Source organism: Neobacillus pocheonensis, assembly GCF_050477905.1.
Taxonomy (GTDB): Bacteria; Bacillota; Bacilli; order Bacillales; family Cytobacillaceae; genus Neobacillus; species Neobacillus pocheonensis_A.
The window spans coordinates 138,401-154,494 of the sequence record NZ_JBCNAD010000008.1 but is presented as its reverse complement, the minus strand read 5'-3'; the positions used below and the strand labels follow the sequence as shown (position 1 = coordinate 154,494).

Below are 16,094 nucleotides of genomic sequence, written 5' to 3'. Positions count from 1 at the left end.
TTTACTATTCCTATAAGTCAAGTCGGTTTTAAAATATAATTTTATCCCTTCCTCTTTACTTTCTAATAAAACTTTACCTAAATACTTGGAATTAGTAAAATAAATATTAGTAATTAGAACTATTAAGATTTCTAATAATAAGGTGGGATTCTTATGTATTATGAAGAACTAAAAACTTTCGTTACTCTGGCAGAAGTTAAAAATTTCACCAAGACAGCGGAACTACTTCTGATGTCCCAGCCAAGTGTCAGCCTACATATAAAAAATTTGGAGAAAGAGTTCCAAACGAAGTTATTCCTTCGGTCTCCAAAATTCTTACAAATCACTCCAACCGGAGAAATTTTATATGATCGCGCGAAGCAAATGATTAAAATTTACGAACAAACAAAACAAGATATTCTTGAACATAATAATTCCATTAAAGGCGAGCTTAAGATAGGGGCTAGTTTTACTATCGGTGAATACATCTTACCTTCTTTGCTTATTGACATTCAAAACGACTATCCTGAATTGGAGCTCCAGGTTGTGATTGGCAATACCGAAGAAATCGTGCAATCTGTCCGCTTATACCAAGTTGATATCGGCCTTATTGAAGGTCAGACCAATGAAAAAGAGATATCCGTTCACTCTTTTATGCAGGATGAGTTATATATTGTTTCATCAAACAATCATGAGCTTGCACTTAAGGGGGACGTTACGATGACGGACCTTCAGAATCAAGCATGGGTCTCTAGAGAGGTTGGTTCAGGGACACGTGATTATCTTGATCACGTCATACGTTCTAATGGCTTAAAAGTGAAATCTCTTCTCTCGATAAGCAGCAGCCAAGGAATAAAAGAAACACTTATAAATGGAAAAGGACTATCCCTTCTTTCCAATAGTATCATTGAAAGAGACGTTCAGTATGGACTTCTTTCTATTATAAAGGTGAAAAATCATCGATTTACCCGGACCCTGTCCTATATATATTCTCCCATTATGCAAGATAAACGTAATGTTAAGACGTTTATCAGTGCATTAGATAAAAAATGGCCAAACAAGTAAAAAGGATTAATGAGCGTAATCTTGCACATTCTATCCTTTTTTTATATGTTTGAAGGATTTTTTCTTTTTCATGATGAATACGTTAATAAACAATTATAAAAAGCCCCTAAGATGAAAGGATGTTTAGCTTTGCGATTAAAAATTGTTCGTGTTCCTATTTCCACTCCTACTCTGTTACCGCACACCACTACAAATTGTTATTTAATAGGAAACAATCAAGAAAGCATTTTAATCGATGCGGGATTTGATCAACCCAATACAATAATAGATTTAGAGAAAGCTATCAAAGAAAATGGACTTGCCAAACCTAAAACTATTATTCTTACACACTCACACCCAGACCATGCACCGGGAGTTCGTCAATTAGTCGATTGGAATCCAACAGTTTATTGCCATCCTCTCGAAAAACAAGCAACACTTGATGCCATTTACCCATTTAGCAATCTATCATTGTTGAATGATGGGGATATTTTTTCTGTGGCCGGCGAAGACATCTCGATTATTCACGCTCCAGGTCATACGGCTGGTCAGTTAAACATTTATATTCCGTCTGAAAAAATTCTCCTTGCAGGGGATAATATCGTTGCTGAAGGAACATCTTGGATTGGCCCCCCTGATGGAGATATGTCGGATTATATTGATACCTTAAATCGATTAAGGAAACTTGACTTAACGAAAATCGGCCCTGGTCATGGGGGTTGGGTGACTAAACCATTTGAACAAATTGAATTTGTAATTAACCGCAGACTGTATCGTGAAAACCAAATCACAGAGCTACTCAAAAGCTATAAGAGGCTGACTTCAATCGAACTAACTAACATTATTTATGAAAAATTACCGCACCCAAGCGTTTTTGAGGTGGCGAAACGAACCACAGAAGCACATTTAATCAAATTGTTAAATGAAGGATTCGTCACGCATGAAGATTCCTATTATTCACTAAAAGGTTAACTTGTAATCGCTGACGTTAAATTCTGGCATGCTCAATGGTACGCCGTTTTGATAGTTCAAAATCGTCTTTAATGCATGAATGGTTGGCGGCGGTAAAGAAATTTTTCCAATATTGAAATCTGATAATGCCTCTTCAGGGGAAATCCACAAAGCGTCACTGATTTCATTTTGATCAGGAACTGGTTGTTGACCATCAGGAAGCTGCGCAATAAAGAAACGTGTATCAAACCTTATCCTACTTGGGTTTGGGGTGATAATATGGCCAAAGTATATGAAACTATCTAGATTCAATATAAGCTTTTCCTTTTTTAATAATTGTAAAAATGAGATTTCTCCTTCTAATAGCTGGCGGCGGTATTCTAATTTTGTTTCTTCCTCCATTTGAAAAGCGGATCCGCCTTCAGTACTGCAAAGTAGCACTCCCACTTCTTCAAATAATTCTCTTGCAGCAGCAATATAATGAGCAAGATCAAAGTTTGTGTTTCGATTTCCTTTTATTTCATTATTAAATTCTTTGATCTCATCGCTCTTGTCTACCGCTCCACCAGGAAACACATAAAATCCTGCCATAAATTTCATCGTTTCTGGTCTTTTTGTTAAATAGACGTTTGATTTTTGATCCAATAATACGACCGTTGATGCAGGTCTTGGAATCGCACTCATTTTAAAACCACCTTCGTTTTCTACTTATATTTTATATTCAACTACCTTCTAGCATATCCCTCCCATAAAATAAAAAAGCACACTGTTGTCAGCATGCCCATAAGAAAAACTATGTAATTTTATATAACTGGTGCTTCCATGCCCATGTGGATCCATTCTTCCCTTGCAGGACCATAAACACCTGGAACCTTTAATCCCGCTTGACGCATGAGTACCGTCATTTGACCGCGATGATGAATGAGATGTTTAAGGAAAAGTGAGAGAGTAACCGCTTTGGGCAAATCCATTCCAAAGACATTTTTCATTTCTTTTAAAGATTCGTCTGTCCATTGTTTCTGTACTCCGTCAATGGTGTCAGCGGTTACTTTACGGAAAGCGTCTGCAATCTCCTTAGCTGAGGAAGGAACTGTGTTTGCATTTTCCACCATATCAACTTTGATGCCAAACTCATTCAGCATTTCAGGCGTACTTGTTACGACGTGCCAAGCAATTCGTCCCAAACTGCGATCATCCTGTGACACCATTTGTTTCAGGGAACTGTCTGTCAAAGCATCCATGAGCTTTTGTGTAGATGCGGCCTCTTGATTCCATTCCTGGATGAATTCATTAATTGAAGTGTACATAATTTTTCCCTCCATTTTCAAATCTCACCAATTTATGGCGATTAAAGTATAGCATTATGGATGAATATTTCAAAGTGACTTTTTAAAAAAAGGGCTTACTTTTTCAGGCAGCCCTTACTTCATGTTGACATTTTTAAGATAAAGGAGAAAAAATATACTCATAAAAGTGCCCAGAAAGATAAAACCCGAAAAAATAGTGTACTCTGAGGAAATGATTCCAAAACCGATCCCTACAATAAATACTAGCAATTTTTGAATTAACGATTGGATGGAATCGATGGTCGCTCTAATTTCCGAATTTGCATGATAATGCAGATACCCCGTTACAACAGGATCCACCACTCCGCTAATTAGGAAAATTATAATAATCATCGCCACTCCAATTAAACCATGAAAAAAGGCGCTAATTAAAAATCCTATCGTCGTGACACCAAGTACGATTAGAAGAATGAATTCTACAGGGAAGTATTTTGTGAGATAACCAGCCATTAAATTCCCTGGAATCCTCGAGATAGAGATTAAGGCTGAAAATAGTCCGAAAAATATCACCGAAAATCCTATCTTATCTAAATACAACTGCCAAAACTCATCGAGATAATTGACACAAGCAGCAATCGCCATCGCGTGAAAAATCATCACTATCAATTTCGGATTATTTCGATAGAATGAAATGGAACTGAAAAAATAATCCTTTATACCGTTTGTCATGTATTTTATTTCGTCAGGATTGTGTTTCCTTGGGGGTTCTTTTAAGAAAATGGTAAATCCAAAGGCAACGAACATGCTTACAGCAGAAAGCATATAGTTAATTTCGAATCCAAAGAATTTAGCTAAAACGCTGCCAGAAAGAGCCGCTAGTAATGATCCAATAAAATCAATGGAATTAAGTCTCCCTATAATCTTTTCAAAAGATTTTTCCCTATTTTCCAATAAAAGAGTGTCATATAAAAGGGCATTTAAAGCACCGCTGATACATGCACCTGCAATCCCCGCCAGAAATACCACGAGTGCAAATATCCAAAAATGCTTGGCAAAGAGCAAGATAATAAATTCCAAAATCGATAATGCTCCTCCAATGACAAGCAGCACTTTTCGACCAAACTTATCAGCCAGGATCCCGGTCGGAATTTCCAATATGACGATTGTAACCGCATAGATAATCTCACAAAGGACGACCATAAATACCGTCATGCCCCTCTGCTCCCAAAACAGCCTTTCGATGACATATGCAGGAATTAGATTATGAAAAAACATGATGAAATATAATTTGTTGACATTTTTCGAATAATCCATTATTCTTCCTCCTTTTATACTTGTAATCTGTCATTACAAATATAAAAAGATGGCGGCGGCCGGATTATTCTTTCTATAGATTAACAAGGTGGCCGAACAAAATTCACACCGTTTTCCCCCTCTCTTTTTCAAGTTTTCTTAATATTAATATATTTACTCATTCTGAAAAATAAAACGCCATTAACTGGCGTTAGGTCATTTGATTATTATTTATCATGTTTTTTACATCTTGTGAAATTTTATCAAAAGTCTGATTCACTCTATTCAAAATGTCTTCCTGATCCGTTTCCCTGGATTGATTTTCATCGGTTTCATAATTATTTTTTTCCATTTTAACACCTCCAACTTTATGGTGCGTAAAATTAAAATTTTTATTTATTTTAAAACCATCAAATTAATTCTTCAATTAGTACTAAAGAAGCAATTCGGGACGTATTTTTATTTGGATGAACTTTAAGTCCTATTTGTTCCTATTTTATTATTTATAAGGAGTGAATTCCCATTGCGGAACTTCGACACAATCATTATCGGAAGCGGACATAACGCCTTAATTACGGCAGCCTATTTGACTAGAGCCGGGCGAAGTGTTTTAGTTCTGGAGAAGAACGACCGGCCCGGCGGTTTTTTGCGTACTGAAGAATTAACATTACCAGGATTTAAGCATGATGTATTTTCTGCAGCCCATCCCCTCTTTTTAACAGGTCCTGCATTTGCGGATCTCGGTCCGTTACTTGAAGCACGTGGACTTCGATATTTAAATACCGATTTGCCAACGGGTGTTTCAATGGAGGATGGCCGTACCGCTGTACTCCCTCGTTCATTTGAGGATTTCATTTCTGAAGCAGAGAAGCTTGCACCTGGAGATGGTGGAGAACTTGCGAAAATGTTTGAGGGATTTCAACCTTACGTAAATGATGTATTCTCATTATTTAACGTAGACCTTTCGAGTCCTGATGCTTCAGCGGTAATCTCTAGACTTATGCATAATGAAGACGTTCACAGCTATTCACCGTTCGCCCCGACCCTTTTCTCAACTGCCAGAAACGCAGTTAGCTCTTTTAAATCACCAGTTTTAAAAGCAATGATTGCTTCCTGGGTAACCCATCTTGGCCGTACACCTGATGAAGTAGGAAGTGGAATCTGGGTCCCACTTACAGTTATGGCACTAATGGGCGGAGGGATGCCGATTCCTGAAGGCGGAAGTGAAATGCTTTCCAAATCGTTAGCACAATTAGTGACGGATAATGGCGGGGTTATCCAAACAAACACAATGGTTGAAAAGATTTTGGTAAAAGACGGCCGAGCCGTTGGCGTCGTTACGAATGCTGGAGAGAAATATCATGCAGCTGAATCTGTAGTTGCATCTACAACACCAGATCAACTCTATTTGTCACTTCTTAAAGATTCAGAGATAAGCCCTTTAATTCGGACTCAAGCTAAAAATTATCGTTACGGACGTGGCTGCGTACAAATTAACCTTGCTTTAAGCGAGCCGCCAAAATGGCATGATGAACGCTTTAACAGAGTAGGTCAACCGCATTTAACGGATGGGCTCGACGGTTTTACTATGGCAATTGCCCAAGGGATGGCAGATCTTTTACCCGAGAAGCCGACCTTCACTGTCGATTGTCCTACCAATCTGGATCCAACCCGTGCCCCGGCAGGTAAGGCAATTATGCGCATCCAAGTGCTTGAAGTGCCATGCCGACCGCGTGGAGATGCAGCTGGTAAAATTAATGTTGGGGATGGAACTTGGACGAAGGATTTAACGGAGAGATTCACTGAAAGAATCCTTTCGGTTGTAAGCAAACATATTCCAAATATTCCTAGTGCAGTTATCGGTAAACATGTTGTGACCCCGAAAACAATCGCCCGATTTAATCCGAATGCAGGACCTGGTGATCCTTACGGCGGAGCACACGATCTTGCTCAAAGCTATCTGTTCCGGCCACTGCCAGGACAGCCGAGCCACCAAACCCAAATTTCGAATCTTTATATGCTTGGGGCTGCTACTTGGCCAGGTCATGGGGTTAATGGTGGTTCAGGATATATTGTCGCTCAGAAGCTGCTTACACAGTAAGGTTTTTGTTTAAAATTTATTATTTGTTAAAATTAAGTAACAATTAATTTGATCTGTTGGGGTACAAGTACATTTCATGAGGACAACATTCCCTTGTCCATCATGATTATTGTCCTCATGAACGCATCATGAGGACAACTTTCATTTTTCCACCATGATTTTTGTCCTCATAAACACTCCATGAGAACAACTTTCGCTTTTCCAATACCTCTTTTGTCCTCATGAACACCTCATGAGAACAACTTTCGCTTTTCCAATGTCACTTTTGTCCTCATAAACTTAAACTCAAGCATGGAACATCTCCCCTATTTTCTTCCTTCCTCATATAGGAATCCTCGCGAGAGAAATAACCCCAGAAGAAACAAGACTAAAGCAAAATACGCAGGCAAAAGATGTATAAAAGTAGTATATCCAATAACAAAATGTGTCAAAATGCCGGCGCTAAAAGCCGGTATCCCTCCAATAAGCAATGTATTCCATATCCATTTCTCCCCTTGATGAAATCCCCACAAAGAAATCATGAGAACGAGTAGTCCGACACTGAACAAAGCACTTCCAAAGCCTGCTCGATCATGCGCAATCAGTGGAATGAGCCTACTGTTTATTTCATTCATTTGATCAGGTGAAATACAAATAAAATCTAAATCTGTCGGTACAAAGACATTTGTTGCCCCAATTAAGGAAATGAATAAACCACCAATGACAAAAGAGAAACCAAGAACAACAAAGCATAGCTGTCCCCATAAGCTTTTTTTCCATGCAGGATGGTTGGTCCGATTTTTCGAATTCAAAGAATGTTTAGCATTTTGGCTTTTTCGAAAGCCTTTGAAGTAAAAAGGAATAAGAACAATCCAAAAAAGGCCATGAAGCCAGTCAAAATAACCAAAGCTAATAAATAGTAATATCCCTAAAAAACCTATTATGATAAGACGTATTTTACCATACAAAAGCCGTTCTCTATGAATAGAAAACGGCTTTGGCTAGATATATTTTCTTAAATTTTAAACTCCTTTAAATGCCTGACGGTAAATTTCAGCTAACTCGGTTACTAAAGGAAGTTTTGGATTTGCTGTAGTACATTGGTCTTCAAATGCCTTTTCTGCAAGATAATCAACCTTGCTATCAAATAGAGATTTCTCCACATTATTGGCTTCAATGCTCATTGGGATATCTAGTTCTTTCGCTAATTTAATAATAGCCTGAACCAAGCTTTCTACTCCTTCTTCCGTTGTACTTGCAGGAAGCCCAAGTGTTCTAGCAATTTCCGCATAGCGTTTATCCGCAATAAAGTGTGCATATTTAGGGAACGCTGTGAATTTCTTCGGCTTCGTCGCATTATAGCGAATAACATGCGGCATTAGAATCGTATTGGCACGGCCGTGAGCAATATGGAACTCAGCTCCCAGCTTGTGGGCTAAGCTATGGTTGATACCAAGGAACGCATTGGCAAATGCCATACCCGCGATAGTGGATGCATTGTGAATTTTTTCACGTGCTTCTTCATCTTTAGTGCCAAATTTATAGGCTCTTGGCAAGTACTCAAAGACCAACTGAATTGCTTTCATAGCGAGTCCATCGGTGAAATCATTAGCCATACATGATACATACGCTTCAATTGCATGAGTCAACACGTCCATTCCAGTGTCAGCAGTAACAGTTTTAGGAACAGTCATTACAAACTGTGGATCGATAATCGCCACATCAGGTGTCAATTCATAATCTGCAAGCGGATATTTAATATTGGCTTCTTTATCGGTAATAACTGAGAACGATGTTACTTCAGAACCTGTACCAGAGGTTGTTGGAATTGCGACAAATTGTGCTCTTTCACCTAAATGCGGATACTTCACAATTCGTTTTCTGATATCCAGGAATTTCTGTTTAAGTCCAAAGAATTCAGCATCAGGATATTCATAGAACAACCACATACCTTTGGCAGCATCCATTGCAGAGCCTCCGCCAAGAGCAATAATCACATCCGGCTGGAATTTAGCCATCATTTCGGCGCCTTTCATGACTGTTTCGATTGATGGATCTGGTTCTACCTCTGAGAAAATTTCACAATGAACATAATCCGGGCGTTTTCTTAAATAGTAAAGTACTTTATCCACATAACCTAGTTTCACCATTCCAGGGTCGGTGACGATAAATGCTTTAGAGATCTTAGGCATTTTCGCTAAATATTGAGTCGCATTTTTCTCAAAGTAAATTTTGGACGGAACTTTAAACCATTGCATATTAACATTCCTTTTCGCCACTTTTTTAATATTGATTAAATGGATAGCACCCACGTTTGTGGAAACAGAGTTTCCTCCATACGTACCGCAGCCAAGAGTCAAGGAAGGCATATAAGCATTATAAATATCGCCGATTGCACCTTGAGAAGATGGGGCATTTACGATAATACGACCTGCCTTCATTCGTAAACCGAACTGTTTAATGGTATTTTCATCAGTGGTATGAATAACAGCGGAGTGTCCTAACCCGCCAAACTCTAACATTTCTTCCGCGCGTTTTAATCCTTCTTCAAGTCCGCTTACTTTGTAGCATGCTAACACCGGACTTAATTTTTCTCTTGAAAGTGGGTAACCAGGTCCAACACCTTTAAGTTCAGCCACGAGAATTTTCGTGTGCTCTGGAACAGTCACTCCAGCCATGGCCGCAATTTTAGCTGCTGCCATCCCTACAATATCAGGGTTTACCGCACATGAATTTTCATTAATGACTAATTTCTCAACCTTTTGTTTTTCCTCTTCATTTAAGAAGTAGCAATTGTTGCTGATCATCTTTTGTTTGATATCTTCATAAATTTCTTTATCAATTATAACGGCTTGTTCTGATGCACAAATCATTCCGTTGTCAAACGTTTTGGATAAGATTAAGTCGTTAACTGCCTGGTTAAGATTAGCTGATTTCTCGATGTAGCAAGGAACATTACCAGGTCCTACACCAAGGGCTGGTTTTCCAGAACTGTAGGCTGACTTGACCATGCCTGCTCCGCCTGTTGCCAGAATCAGTGCAATTTTCGGATGGTTCATCAATGCTTGTGTTGCTTCTAATGATGGTGTTTCAATCCATTGGATGCAATTTTCTGGTGCTCCTGCTTTGATTGCTGCATCCCTAAGCACTCTTGCTGCTGCACTGCTGGATTTCTGTGCAGAAGGATGGAAAGCGAAAATAATTGGGTTTCTCGTTTTAATGGAAATCAAGGCTTTAAACATCGTTGTAGAAGTAGGGTTTGTAACAGGTGTGACCCCAGCAATAACCCCAACAGGTTCGGCAATTTCAATGATTCCTTCATGCTCGTTTTCATTTATGATGCCAACGGTTTTGTTGTATTTAATATTGTGATAGACATATTCAGTAGAAAACATATTTTTGATGATTTTATCTTCATAGACGCCACGTTTTGTTTCTTCAACAGCTAGTTTTGCAAGCGGCATATGTTGATCAAGGCCCGCTAAAGCCATTTGTTTGACAATTTCATCAATCGTTTCTTGATCGAAGCTGCGAAATTCTTCTAATGCTTTCAATCCGTTTTTAACTAAAACATCAACCATTTTTGCCACATTTTGTTTTTCTGTAACTGTTTTTTCTACGACTGCCATTGATAATCACTCCATTTATTATTAGTTTGTGAAGTTTTTCACAATTTTGCTCAAAAAATAAACTCCTTTTATTCGCAAACTGGATTTCTCGGAATCTTTTCAAATGCAATGTCTGTAAGTATTTTTGAATATTTTTTTACGATGATGACGTAATTCACTGTCCAAATATAAGCCGGGATTTCTTCATTTTCTTTAAAAAGCATTGCTTCGAATTCATCACCCACTCTTTCTTCAAACGCTTCTAGGGTATAAGTTTCTGAATCTGTAGAGAAGGTTTTCCATTCACATATCATCATGTCTTATCACTCCTTGTTCTTTGTGATTTCATCATAACATGTATTTCACATAATAGTTTGTGAAGTATTGAACAATCTGTGAAAGGTTATTCAAATTGCTAAAAATGGTACTTTTTCCACATATATCAGTATTAATGAATAACTATAAAGTCCTATTTTATATTGTATTAAAGATAATTAAGTAACCGCTTTCATTAATATAATTATATTAATATATCTTTATGATAACAAAAAAAGCCATCCAAGATGGATGGTTTAGGCTTTATTTAAAACAAAATTAGGTTTTATTACACCAATTTTATCATTTCTTGCATTTAAAACCGGAGCATGAACGTAATCCCTAAGAGCTTCAAAGATTTGTTCATTACCAAGACGTAGTTGTTTTAAAACTCCCACTGCAGCCACACTGGTCGCCCTTGCTCCTCCATCTTCCACCTTGATTGCAATTCCAATGCCTTCTTCAACTAAACCAAGACATTGAACCGCTTCAGCTCCTGCCTTAGCGACAATCCGGGCATTGAAACCTCTCATCAAATCGGTATCAAATCTTTCTGTACCACCGACCATTTCTGGATGTTGAATCATGGCATTCCTAATTATTTCTAATGCAGTAGCGTGTTTTCCTACAGGATTTGCAAGTTTTGCAAACCCCAAGGCAACTCGGTTTAGGGGCAACTGATGGACAGGAACGCCGCAGCCATCCACACTAAGCTGGATTTGCTCCCTCGGAATTTCACAAATTTCCTGAATCACTTCAAGGATTCGTTCCTGCACAGGGTGATAAATTTCACGATAAGTGGACACATCCTCATTCATATGAACAGCAGTCGTAAGCATACCGGAATGCTTACCAGAACAATTACTGAAAACTGGCGTTAATTCTTTACCTTCACGAATGAGCTGTTTGTAACTTTCCATATCCCTTGGAATATGGGTTCCGCATTGCAATGCTTCTTCAGCAAGCCCAATTCTATTTAATATGTTTAACACAGTATCCCTATGTATCTTTTCACCGCTATGAGAAGCACAACTTAGCGAAAGATCTGCCTGGGAATAATGGAATCTAGAAGCTGCCCCCGTTTCTACTAATGGCACCGCTTGAAAAGGTTTCATGGAAGAACGAGGAAATGTCAATCTATTGGGATTTCCGTACGAATAAAGAAGCTTCCCTTCATTATTTACCACAGCTACATGTAAATCATGAGTACTTTCTAGATGTTCACCTCTAAATACCTGAATTGCTTTGGGTGTCATATCTTATACTCCTCATAAAATTAATTTTCCTCTAATAATGGAATCTTCACTTCAACGCCTAATTGTTCTAATATTTTCTTCAATGTCTCCAGTCCAGATTTAGGGTTAATTTTTGTTTCCAGGTAATATGTTTTATCAGTTAAGATAGATTCATAGGTATGCAAAGAAGTAAAATTCTTTTTATTTTTGTGAATAGGTTCTAGGGCCACCGCATAGCGATCTCCTCTATCTGTTGAACCTAATACAATTCCTTCCTCTACTAAAGGATAAAGAGGCAGATGATGAGCTTCAATCCATTTTAATCCTTCCTTCCAAAGAGAGGGAACACTTTCACCGCGAATAACAGTTTTAGCTTCCCCTAACTTAACGTTGACAAAAAGCGATTCCCATTTCTTATAACTGCTTGGAAAATCATGACTTACCTTTACACCTTGGTTTTTTTCGTTAAGCTTCCTCTTTAGTTGGTCGAACAGCTTTTCTACTGTTCCAATACCAACATTTTCATATTTTGCTAGAATGACAAGTTCCTTTGGCAGCTGACCGATTGTTTCGATTTGATCCTGGTTTAGTTGCCTCAAAAGGCTTGGAATCCCTGTGAACTCTTCGGCAGTCAACGGTACTTTTGATAGTTCTTCTGTTACCACAATATGGTCCGCTTTATAGAAGAAAAATAATTCACCAGGCTGTTCAAGTGTTAGCTGTCTCCTGATTTTCTCCTCTTCAATAAATATCTTTAATTCCTCAAAGAATACTTCATCATTCTTTTCGTTATAGCGTTTTACATTTTTGTGAAGGCCTTCAAGGTTTTTCGGCAGCTCACTCATGATGCGCGCATTCTGTTCCGCTCCCAATCTGATTAGGAAAGTTTCAGATTTAACAAATCGCTGTGGTAAAAGGAAAGCATCACGAAGAAAATATGGAATTTCTAGCTTCCGTCCCTTATATTCTAGTGTTCGGATGGTTGTGAAACCGGGAATTTCCATCACTTCGATAGTCACTTCAGCAGTTGCAGCCGTTTCAGCTAAAGCTGCCTCTTCAGTATGCGTTTGATTGGAATTGGTTAACAGCTCCTCTAATGCCTTTAGCCTTAATTCCACTTCAGTCATATCATATTTTTGCTCAACCTGAGGCGAAGGATCTCGATAATCTGGTACTGTTACCTCAAAAGGACCATATACTTCAACGTACCATCTGACAATCTTATATACGGCTTCCCATGACATAAGCGCTTCCGATATACGGAACATTCTTGCATCGTGGGCAGCTTGGTTGCCTATCTGCCTAACATGGTGGAGAGCGTCGCGAATTTCAGGAATTAAATATCCTTTATCATTCAGCATGTCAAGACGTTCTATTAAATTGGTCCGTGGATTATCTGGTAATTTTTCAGCACGTATTACCTGTTGCAAAATATTTTCAACAAAGACTCTAGCATGTGTAAGCATCGTACGCGGGCTTGTGAAGATACTATTTTCCAGTTCACGAGCAACCAATGCTAGTTCTTTTGAGATAGGCTCAAGAAATTGATAAAAGTATGAATGTTTGTCCATAAATGTTCCCCCAAGGTCTATTAATAAACTTATTTTACCATATAGCCTAGCCGCTTGATGATAAAAAAACCCCTTCCATTTTGTTCGTGAAGGGGTTTGGACTTTATTAATAATAAAATTCTGTTTCAGTTCCTGGGGCTTCGCTTTTATTTCCAGGAGTTGTGTTTTTGAAACTCGTAATATTTTCATATTCTCCTGGTTTTAGGACACTTTGGTCACCTCTCATTAAATACGTGTAAGCGAAAATGGAGATAAACAATCCAAATGTCCACGCATTATCCCATAGGAATCGGAGGCTAGGTATGATAAGACCAAGTACCGGAATTGCTACACCTATGATCAGAGCATAAACACCATTTTTATTAAAGCCTGAGGAATAACTATAACGGCCATTTACATCATAAAGTTCACTAAGAGCCATCTGTCGCTTGCGAACTAGCCAGTAATCGGCAATCGCAATGCCATCAATAGGACCAAGTAATGCTCCATATGTTCCAAGCCAGCCAAAAATATAGTTTCCAAAGTTCTCCATAATGTACCAAGGCTGCATCAGGATGGCAAAAATTCCTGTAATAAGCGCTCCTATACCAAAGGTAATTCGTTTTGGATTTAAATTCTCAATCGCACGTGCCGGTGCGACGATGTTAGCACCAACGTTAATAGTTAAAGATGCTAAAACAATGATTAAAGTACCCAAAAAGATTACAAATGGTGGGAATTTAGCAAGCAACTGGACTGGATCCCAAAGGGCTGTTCCGAAAATAACTACTGTTGCGGAAGTAACAGCAATACCTATAAAAGAGAAAATACTCATCGTAAGTGGGAGTGATAAGCTTTGAGCCACCATCTGTGATTTTTGGCTCTTAGCATATCGACAAAAGTCAGGAATATTCAGGGCAAGTGTGGCCCAGAAAGCAATTACCCCAGTTAGTGCAGGGAAAAATACTTTTAAAAACTCACCAGTACTTGCAAATTTAGAAGGAGTTGATAAAATAGGACCCCAGCCTCCGGCATGTGTAAATGCCCAAACAAGAAGAATAATGGAAGCGATTCCAACAACAGGAGAAGCAATTAAGCCAAGTACCTTCATGGCTTGAGGACCTTTATAAGCTACGGCAACATTAAGGGCCCAAAATAAGGCAAAAACGATAGCTGTGTGTCCTGGTAAATTTCTCCAGGCTGAAAATGAAGCGGACAACAATGTATCAATAGCGCCAGTACCAATCCAGGTGTTAATTCCAAACCAGCCTGCGGCTACAATCGCACGAGCTAGCGCTGGAATATGAGCTCCTTTTGAGCCAAACCATAAACGCGCAAAAACAGGATACGGAATTCCGAATTTGGTTCCAGCATGAGAGTTTAATAGAATGGGGATAAGGACAATAACATTTCCAAGAAAAATAGTGGCGATGGCTTGCCACCAATTCATGCCTAAAGAAATCAACCCACTAGCCATGGTATAGGCAGGGATGCACAAACACATACCGATCCATAAAGTAGCAAAGTTTATTCCTTTCCATGAATGTTCCTTTATGGTGGTAGGACGCAGGTCATCATTCCACAATCCGCTATTACTCAAACCATTTGCTGCATCAGATGTCAGGGTAACAATCCCATTTTGTTCAATTTGTGTTTTCAACCAAATTCCCCCTTGCATTGGTTTTTAACAATTAATTTTAATAGAAGCGATTACTTAGTAAAAAAAGACGCAGTTTTGCAAGAATATTACAAAAATTTAAATCGTAACTATCCATCTCTTCCCTGGCATCACCACCATAATATATTGGGGAATTAAAAACCTACCTTCCTATTCTATATTATAAACGCCGAAATCATGTTGTCATTGGACAAAAGGTTAAAACATTCGGTAAAAAATTTATATGTTATGTATGATTCACGATTACCTATTATTTAAAAGTATAATACGAAGTTAAGAATGTGTCCTAAATAGTGTTAGTTTTTCTAACACTATTTAAGGTAATAAGCTTGTTTACTCCTAAATATCCTATTTTTTTAAATAATCTCTAACCACAAATGGCAAGTATAAGAAGATAAAAGTAATCAACGCCATCAATTCTAGTGGAATTAAATAGAAAGGCCACGGTCCAAGATAATCTAATATCGAGGGATTTACCGGCTTTTCAGAAATGTACATATAATTTCCATGGACAAAATAGTTTAATAAAAAGACAAAGAATGTATAGAGATTTAAATACAAGTATGCTCGCCAAACACTCTTCCATGATGGTTTGTATTTCTCCACAAAAACAAAAAACATATTTGCAATGACTATCCCGCCATGAGAAATAAAAAAGTGGACATAACGAAAATGCGGGAATGTGTAGGAACTTAAATCGGGTGTGATCATTGCCTGCAAAGCACTACCTACACCCGCAAAATACGTAAATTCGAAAAGTTGATAGCTTCTTGATAAGAGCAATGCGGCTGATAAGATAACAGAAATACTGCTTAAATGAAAAGGCAAAGAATATTGGATCGTCCATTCCCCAATTCTCCATAACCACATATGAAGACTTATCTCCGATGTAATAAGAACCATAGCTAGAAAGGTTCTTGCCTTAAAGTTCAACTCTTGGTTTCTTAACGGTCTTCGTAAGAAATAAATCATGATTATAAGGAAAAATACTGAAAATAACGTTGATAAATGTGTTGGTGAAAACAAAATAAATGGTTCTGATCCGTCGGCTTGAAAGTATTTTTCCATTTTATCA

General features: G+C 38.2%; 14 protein-coding genes. 3 read left to right on the top strand and 11 right to left on the bottom strand.

What is annotated here, in order from left to right; translation table 11 throughout:
- Window positions 1-153 precede the first annotated feature (153 nt).
- Together ABES02_RS05270 and ABES02_RS05265 are read left to right on the top strand one after the other, a co-directional pair.
- Entirely contained in the window at window positions 154-1,044 is an 891-nt protein-coding gene (locus ABES02_RS05270; protein ID WP_430131743.1) for a LysR family transcriptional regulator, read from the top strand.
- A gap of 129 nt (window positions 1,045-1,173) precedes the next feature.
- Window positions 1,174-1,995, top strand: coding sequence for an MBL fold metallo-hydrolase (locus ABES02_RS05265; RefSeq protein WP_430131740.1), 822 nt, complete (start codon window positions 1,174-1,176; stop codon window positions 1,993-1,995).
- Here ABES02_RS05265 and ABES02_RS05260 read toward each other — a convergent pair.
- The 4 genes from ABES02_RS05260 to ABES02_RS05245 all read right to left on the bottom strand — a co-directional run bounded on the left by ABES02_RS05260 (window position 1,984) and on the right by ABES02_RS05245 (window position 4,905).
- On the bottom strand, window positions 1,984-2,658 hold the full coding sequence (locus ABES02_RS05260; RefSeq protein WP_430131737.1) for an NUDIX hydrolase: 675 nt from the start codon (window positions 2,656-2,658) through the stop codon (window positions 1,984-1,986). The two genes, ABES02_RS05265 and ABES02_RS05260, sit on opposite strands and share 12 nt — an antisense overlap.
- A gap of 119 nt (window positions 2,659-2,777) precedes the next feature.
- Window positions 2,778-3,281, bottom strand: coding sequence for a DinB family protein (locus ABES02_RS05255; protein WP_430131735.1), 504 nt, complete (start codon window positions 3,279-3,281; stop codon window positions 2,778-2,780).
- Between the two features lie 114 nt (window positions 3,282-3,395).
- The gene (locus ABES02_RS05250) at window positions 3,396-4,574 is read right to left on the bottom strand and encodes an MFS transporter (protein WP_430131733.1); all 1,179 of its coding nucleotides are present in this window, start codon (window positions 4,572-4,574) and stop codon (window positions 3,396-3,398) included.
- Window positions 4,575-4,764: 190 nt separating this feature from the next.
- The gene (locus ABES02_RS05245) at window positions 4,765-4,905 is read right to left on the bottom strand and encodes a hypothetical protein (protein WP_430131730.1); all 141 of its coding nucleotides are present in this window, start codon (window positions 4,903-4,905) and stop codon (window positions 4,765-4,767) included.
- Between the two features lie 171 nt (window positions 4,906-5,076).
- On the opposite strand from ABES02_RS05245, the gene ABES02_RS05240 reads away from it, so the two are divergent.
- Window positions 5,077-6,654 (top strand): phytoene desaturase family protein, encoded by a 1,578-nt coding sequence (locus ABES02_RS05240; RefSeq protein WP_430131727.1) that lies wholly within the window; start codon window positions 5,077-5,079, stop codon window positions 6,652-6,654.
- 305 nt (window positions 6,655-6,959) lie between these two features.
- Here the strand turns inward: ABES02_RS05240 and ABES02_RS05235 are convergent, their stop codons facing one another.
- The 7 genes from ABES02_RS05235 to ABES02_RS05205 all read right to left on the bottom strand — a co-directional run bounded on the left by ABES02_RS05235 (window position 6,960) and on the right by ABES02_RS05205 (window position 16,087).
- A complete protein-coding gene (locus ABES02_RS05235) occupies window positions 6,960-7,601 on the bottom strand; it encodes a hypothetical protein (protein WP_430131724.1) in 642 nt (213 codons plus the stop codon).
- A gap of 54 nt (window positions 7,602-7,655) precedes the next feature.
- Complete coding sequence (gene adhE / locus ABES02_RS05230; RefSeq protein ID WP_430131721.1) at window positions 7,656-10,262, bottom strand: bifunctional acetaldehyde-CoA/alcohol dehydrogenase; 2,607 nt, start codon at window positions 10,260-10,262, stop codon at window positions 7,656-7,658.
- A 68-nt stretch (window positions 10,263-10,330) separates the two neighbouring features.
- Window positions 10,331-10,558, bottom strand: a complete 228-nt coding sequence (locus ABES02_RS05225) for a hypothetical protein (protein WP_430131718.1) — start codon at window positions 10,556-10,558, stop codon at window positions 10,331-10,333.
- A 255-nt stretch (window positions 10,559-10,813) separates the two neighbouring features.
- On the bottom strand, window positions 10,814-11,812 hold the full coding sequence (locus ABES02_RS05220; protein ID WP_430131715.1) for an asparaginase: 999 nt from the start codon (window positions 11,810-11,812) through the stop codon (window positions 10,814-10,816).
- 20 nt (window positions 11,813-11,832) lie between these two features.
- Window positions 11,833-13,362: a DUF4145 domain-containing protein gene (locus ABES02_RS05215; RefSeq protein WP_430131712.1), complete on the bottom strand. Its 1,530-nt coding sequence runs from the start codon at window positions 13,360-13,362 to the stop codon at window positions 11,833-11,835.
- 106 nt (window positions 13,363-13,468) lie between these two features.
- Window positions 13,469-15,001, bottom strand: coding sequence for an NCS1 family nucleobase:cation symporter-1 (locus ABES02_RS05210; protein WP_430131709.1), 1,533 nt, complete (start codon window positions 14,999-15,001; stop codon window positions 13,469-13,471).
- Window positions 15,002-15,367: 366 nt separating this feature from the next.
- Window positions 15,368-16,087: a TIGR02206 family membrane protein gene (locus tag ABES02_RS05205; RefSeq protein ID WP_430131706.1), complete on the bottom strand. Its 720-nt coding sequence runs from the start codon at window positions 16,085-16,087 to the stop codon at window positions 15,368-15,370.
- Window positions 16,088-16,094 lie beyond the last annotated feature (7 nt).

Bases quoted from the DNA above. Each gene is read 5' to 3' on its own strand.
- ABES02_RS05270 (WP_430131743.1), top strand. From the start codon at position 154: ATGTATTATGAAGAACTAAAAACTTTCGTTACTCTGGCAGAAGTTAAA.
- ABES02_RS05260 (WP_430131737.1), bottom strand. From the start codon at position 2,658: ATGAGTGCGATTCCAAGACCTGCATCAACGGTCGTATTATTGGATCAA.
- ABES02_RS05255 (WP_430131735.1), bottom strand. From the start codon at position 3,281: ATGTACACTTCAATTAATGAATTCATCCAGGAATGGAATCAAGAGGCC.
- ABES02_RS05250 (WP_430131733.1), bottom strand. From the start codon at position 4,574: ATGGATTATTCGAAAAATGTCAACAAATTATATTTCATCATGTTTTTT.
- ABES02_RS05245 (WP_430131730.1), bottom strand. From the start codon at position 4,905: ATGGAAAAAAATAATTATGAAACCGATGAAAATCAATCCAGGGAAACG.
- adhE (WP_430131721.1), bottom strand. From the start codon at position 10,262: ATGGCAGTCGTAGAAAAAACAGTTACAGAAAAACAAAATGTGGCAAAA.
- ABES02_RS05225 (WP_430131718.1), bottom strand. From the start codon at position 10,558: ATGATGATATGTGAATGGAAAACCTTCTCTACAGATTCAGAAACTTAT.
- ABES02_RS05220 (WP_430131715.1), bottom strand. From the start codon at position 11,812: ATGACACCCAAAGCAATTCAGGTATTTAGAGGTGAACATCTAGAAAGT.
- ABES02_RS05215 (WP_430131712.1), bottom strand. From the start codon at position 13,362: ATGGACAAACATTCATACTTTTATCAATTTCTTGAGCCTATCTCAAAA.
- ABES02_RS05205 (WP_430131706.1), bottom strand. From the start codon at position 16,087: ATGGAAAAATACTTTCAAGCCGACGGATCAGAACCATTTATTTTGTTT.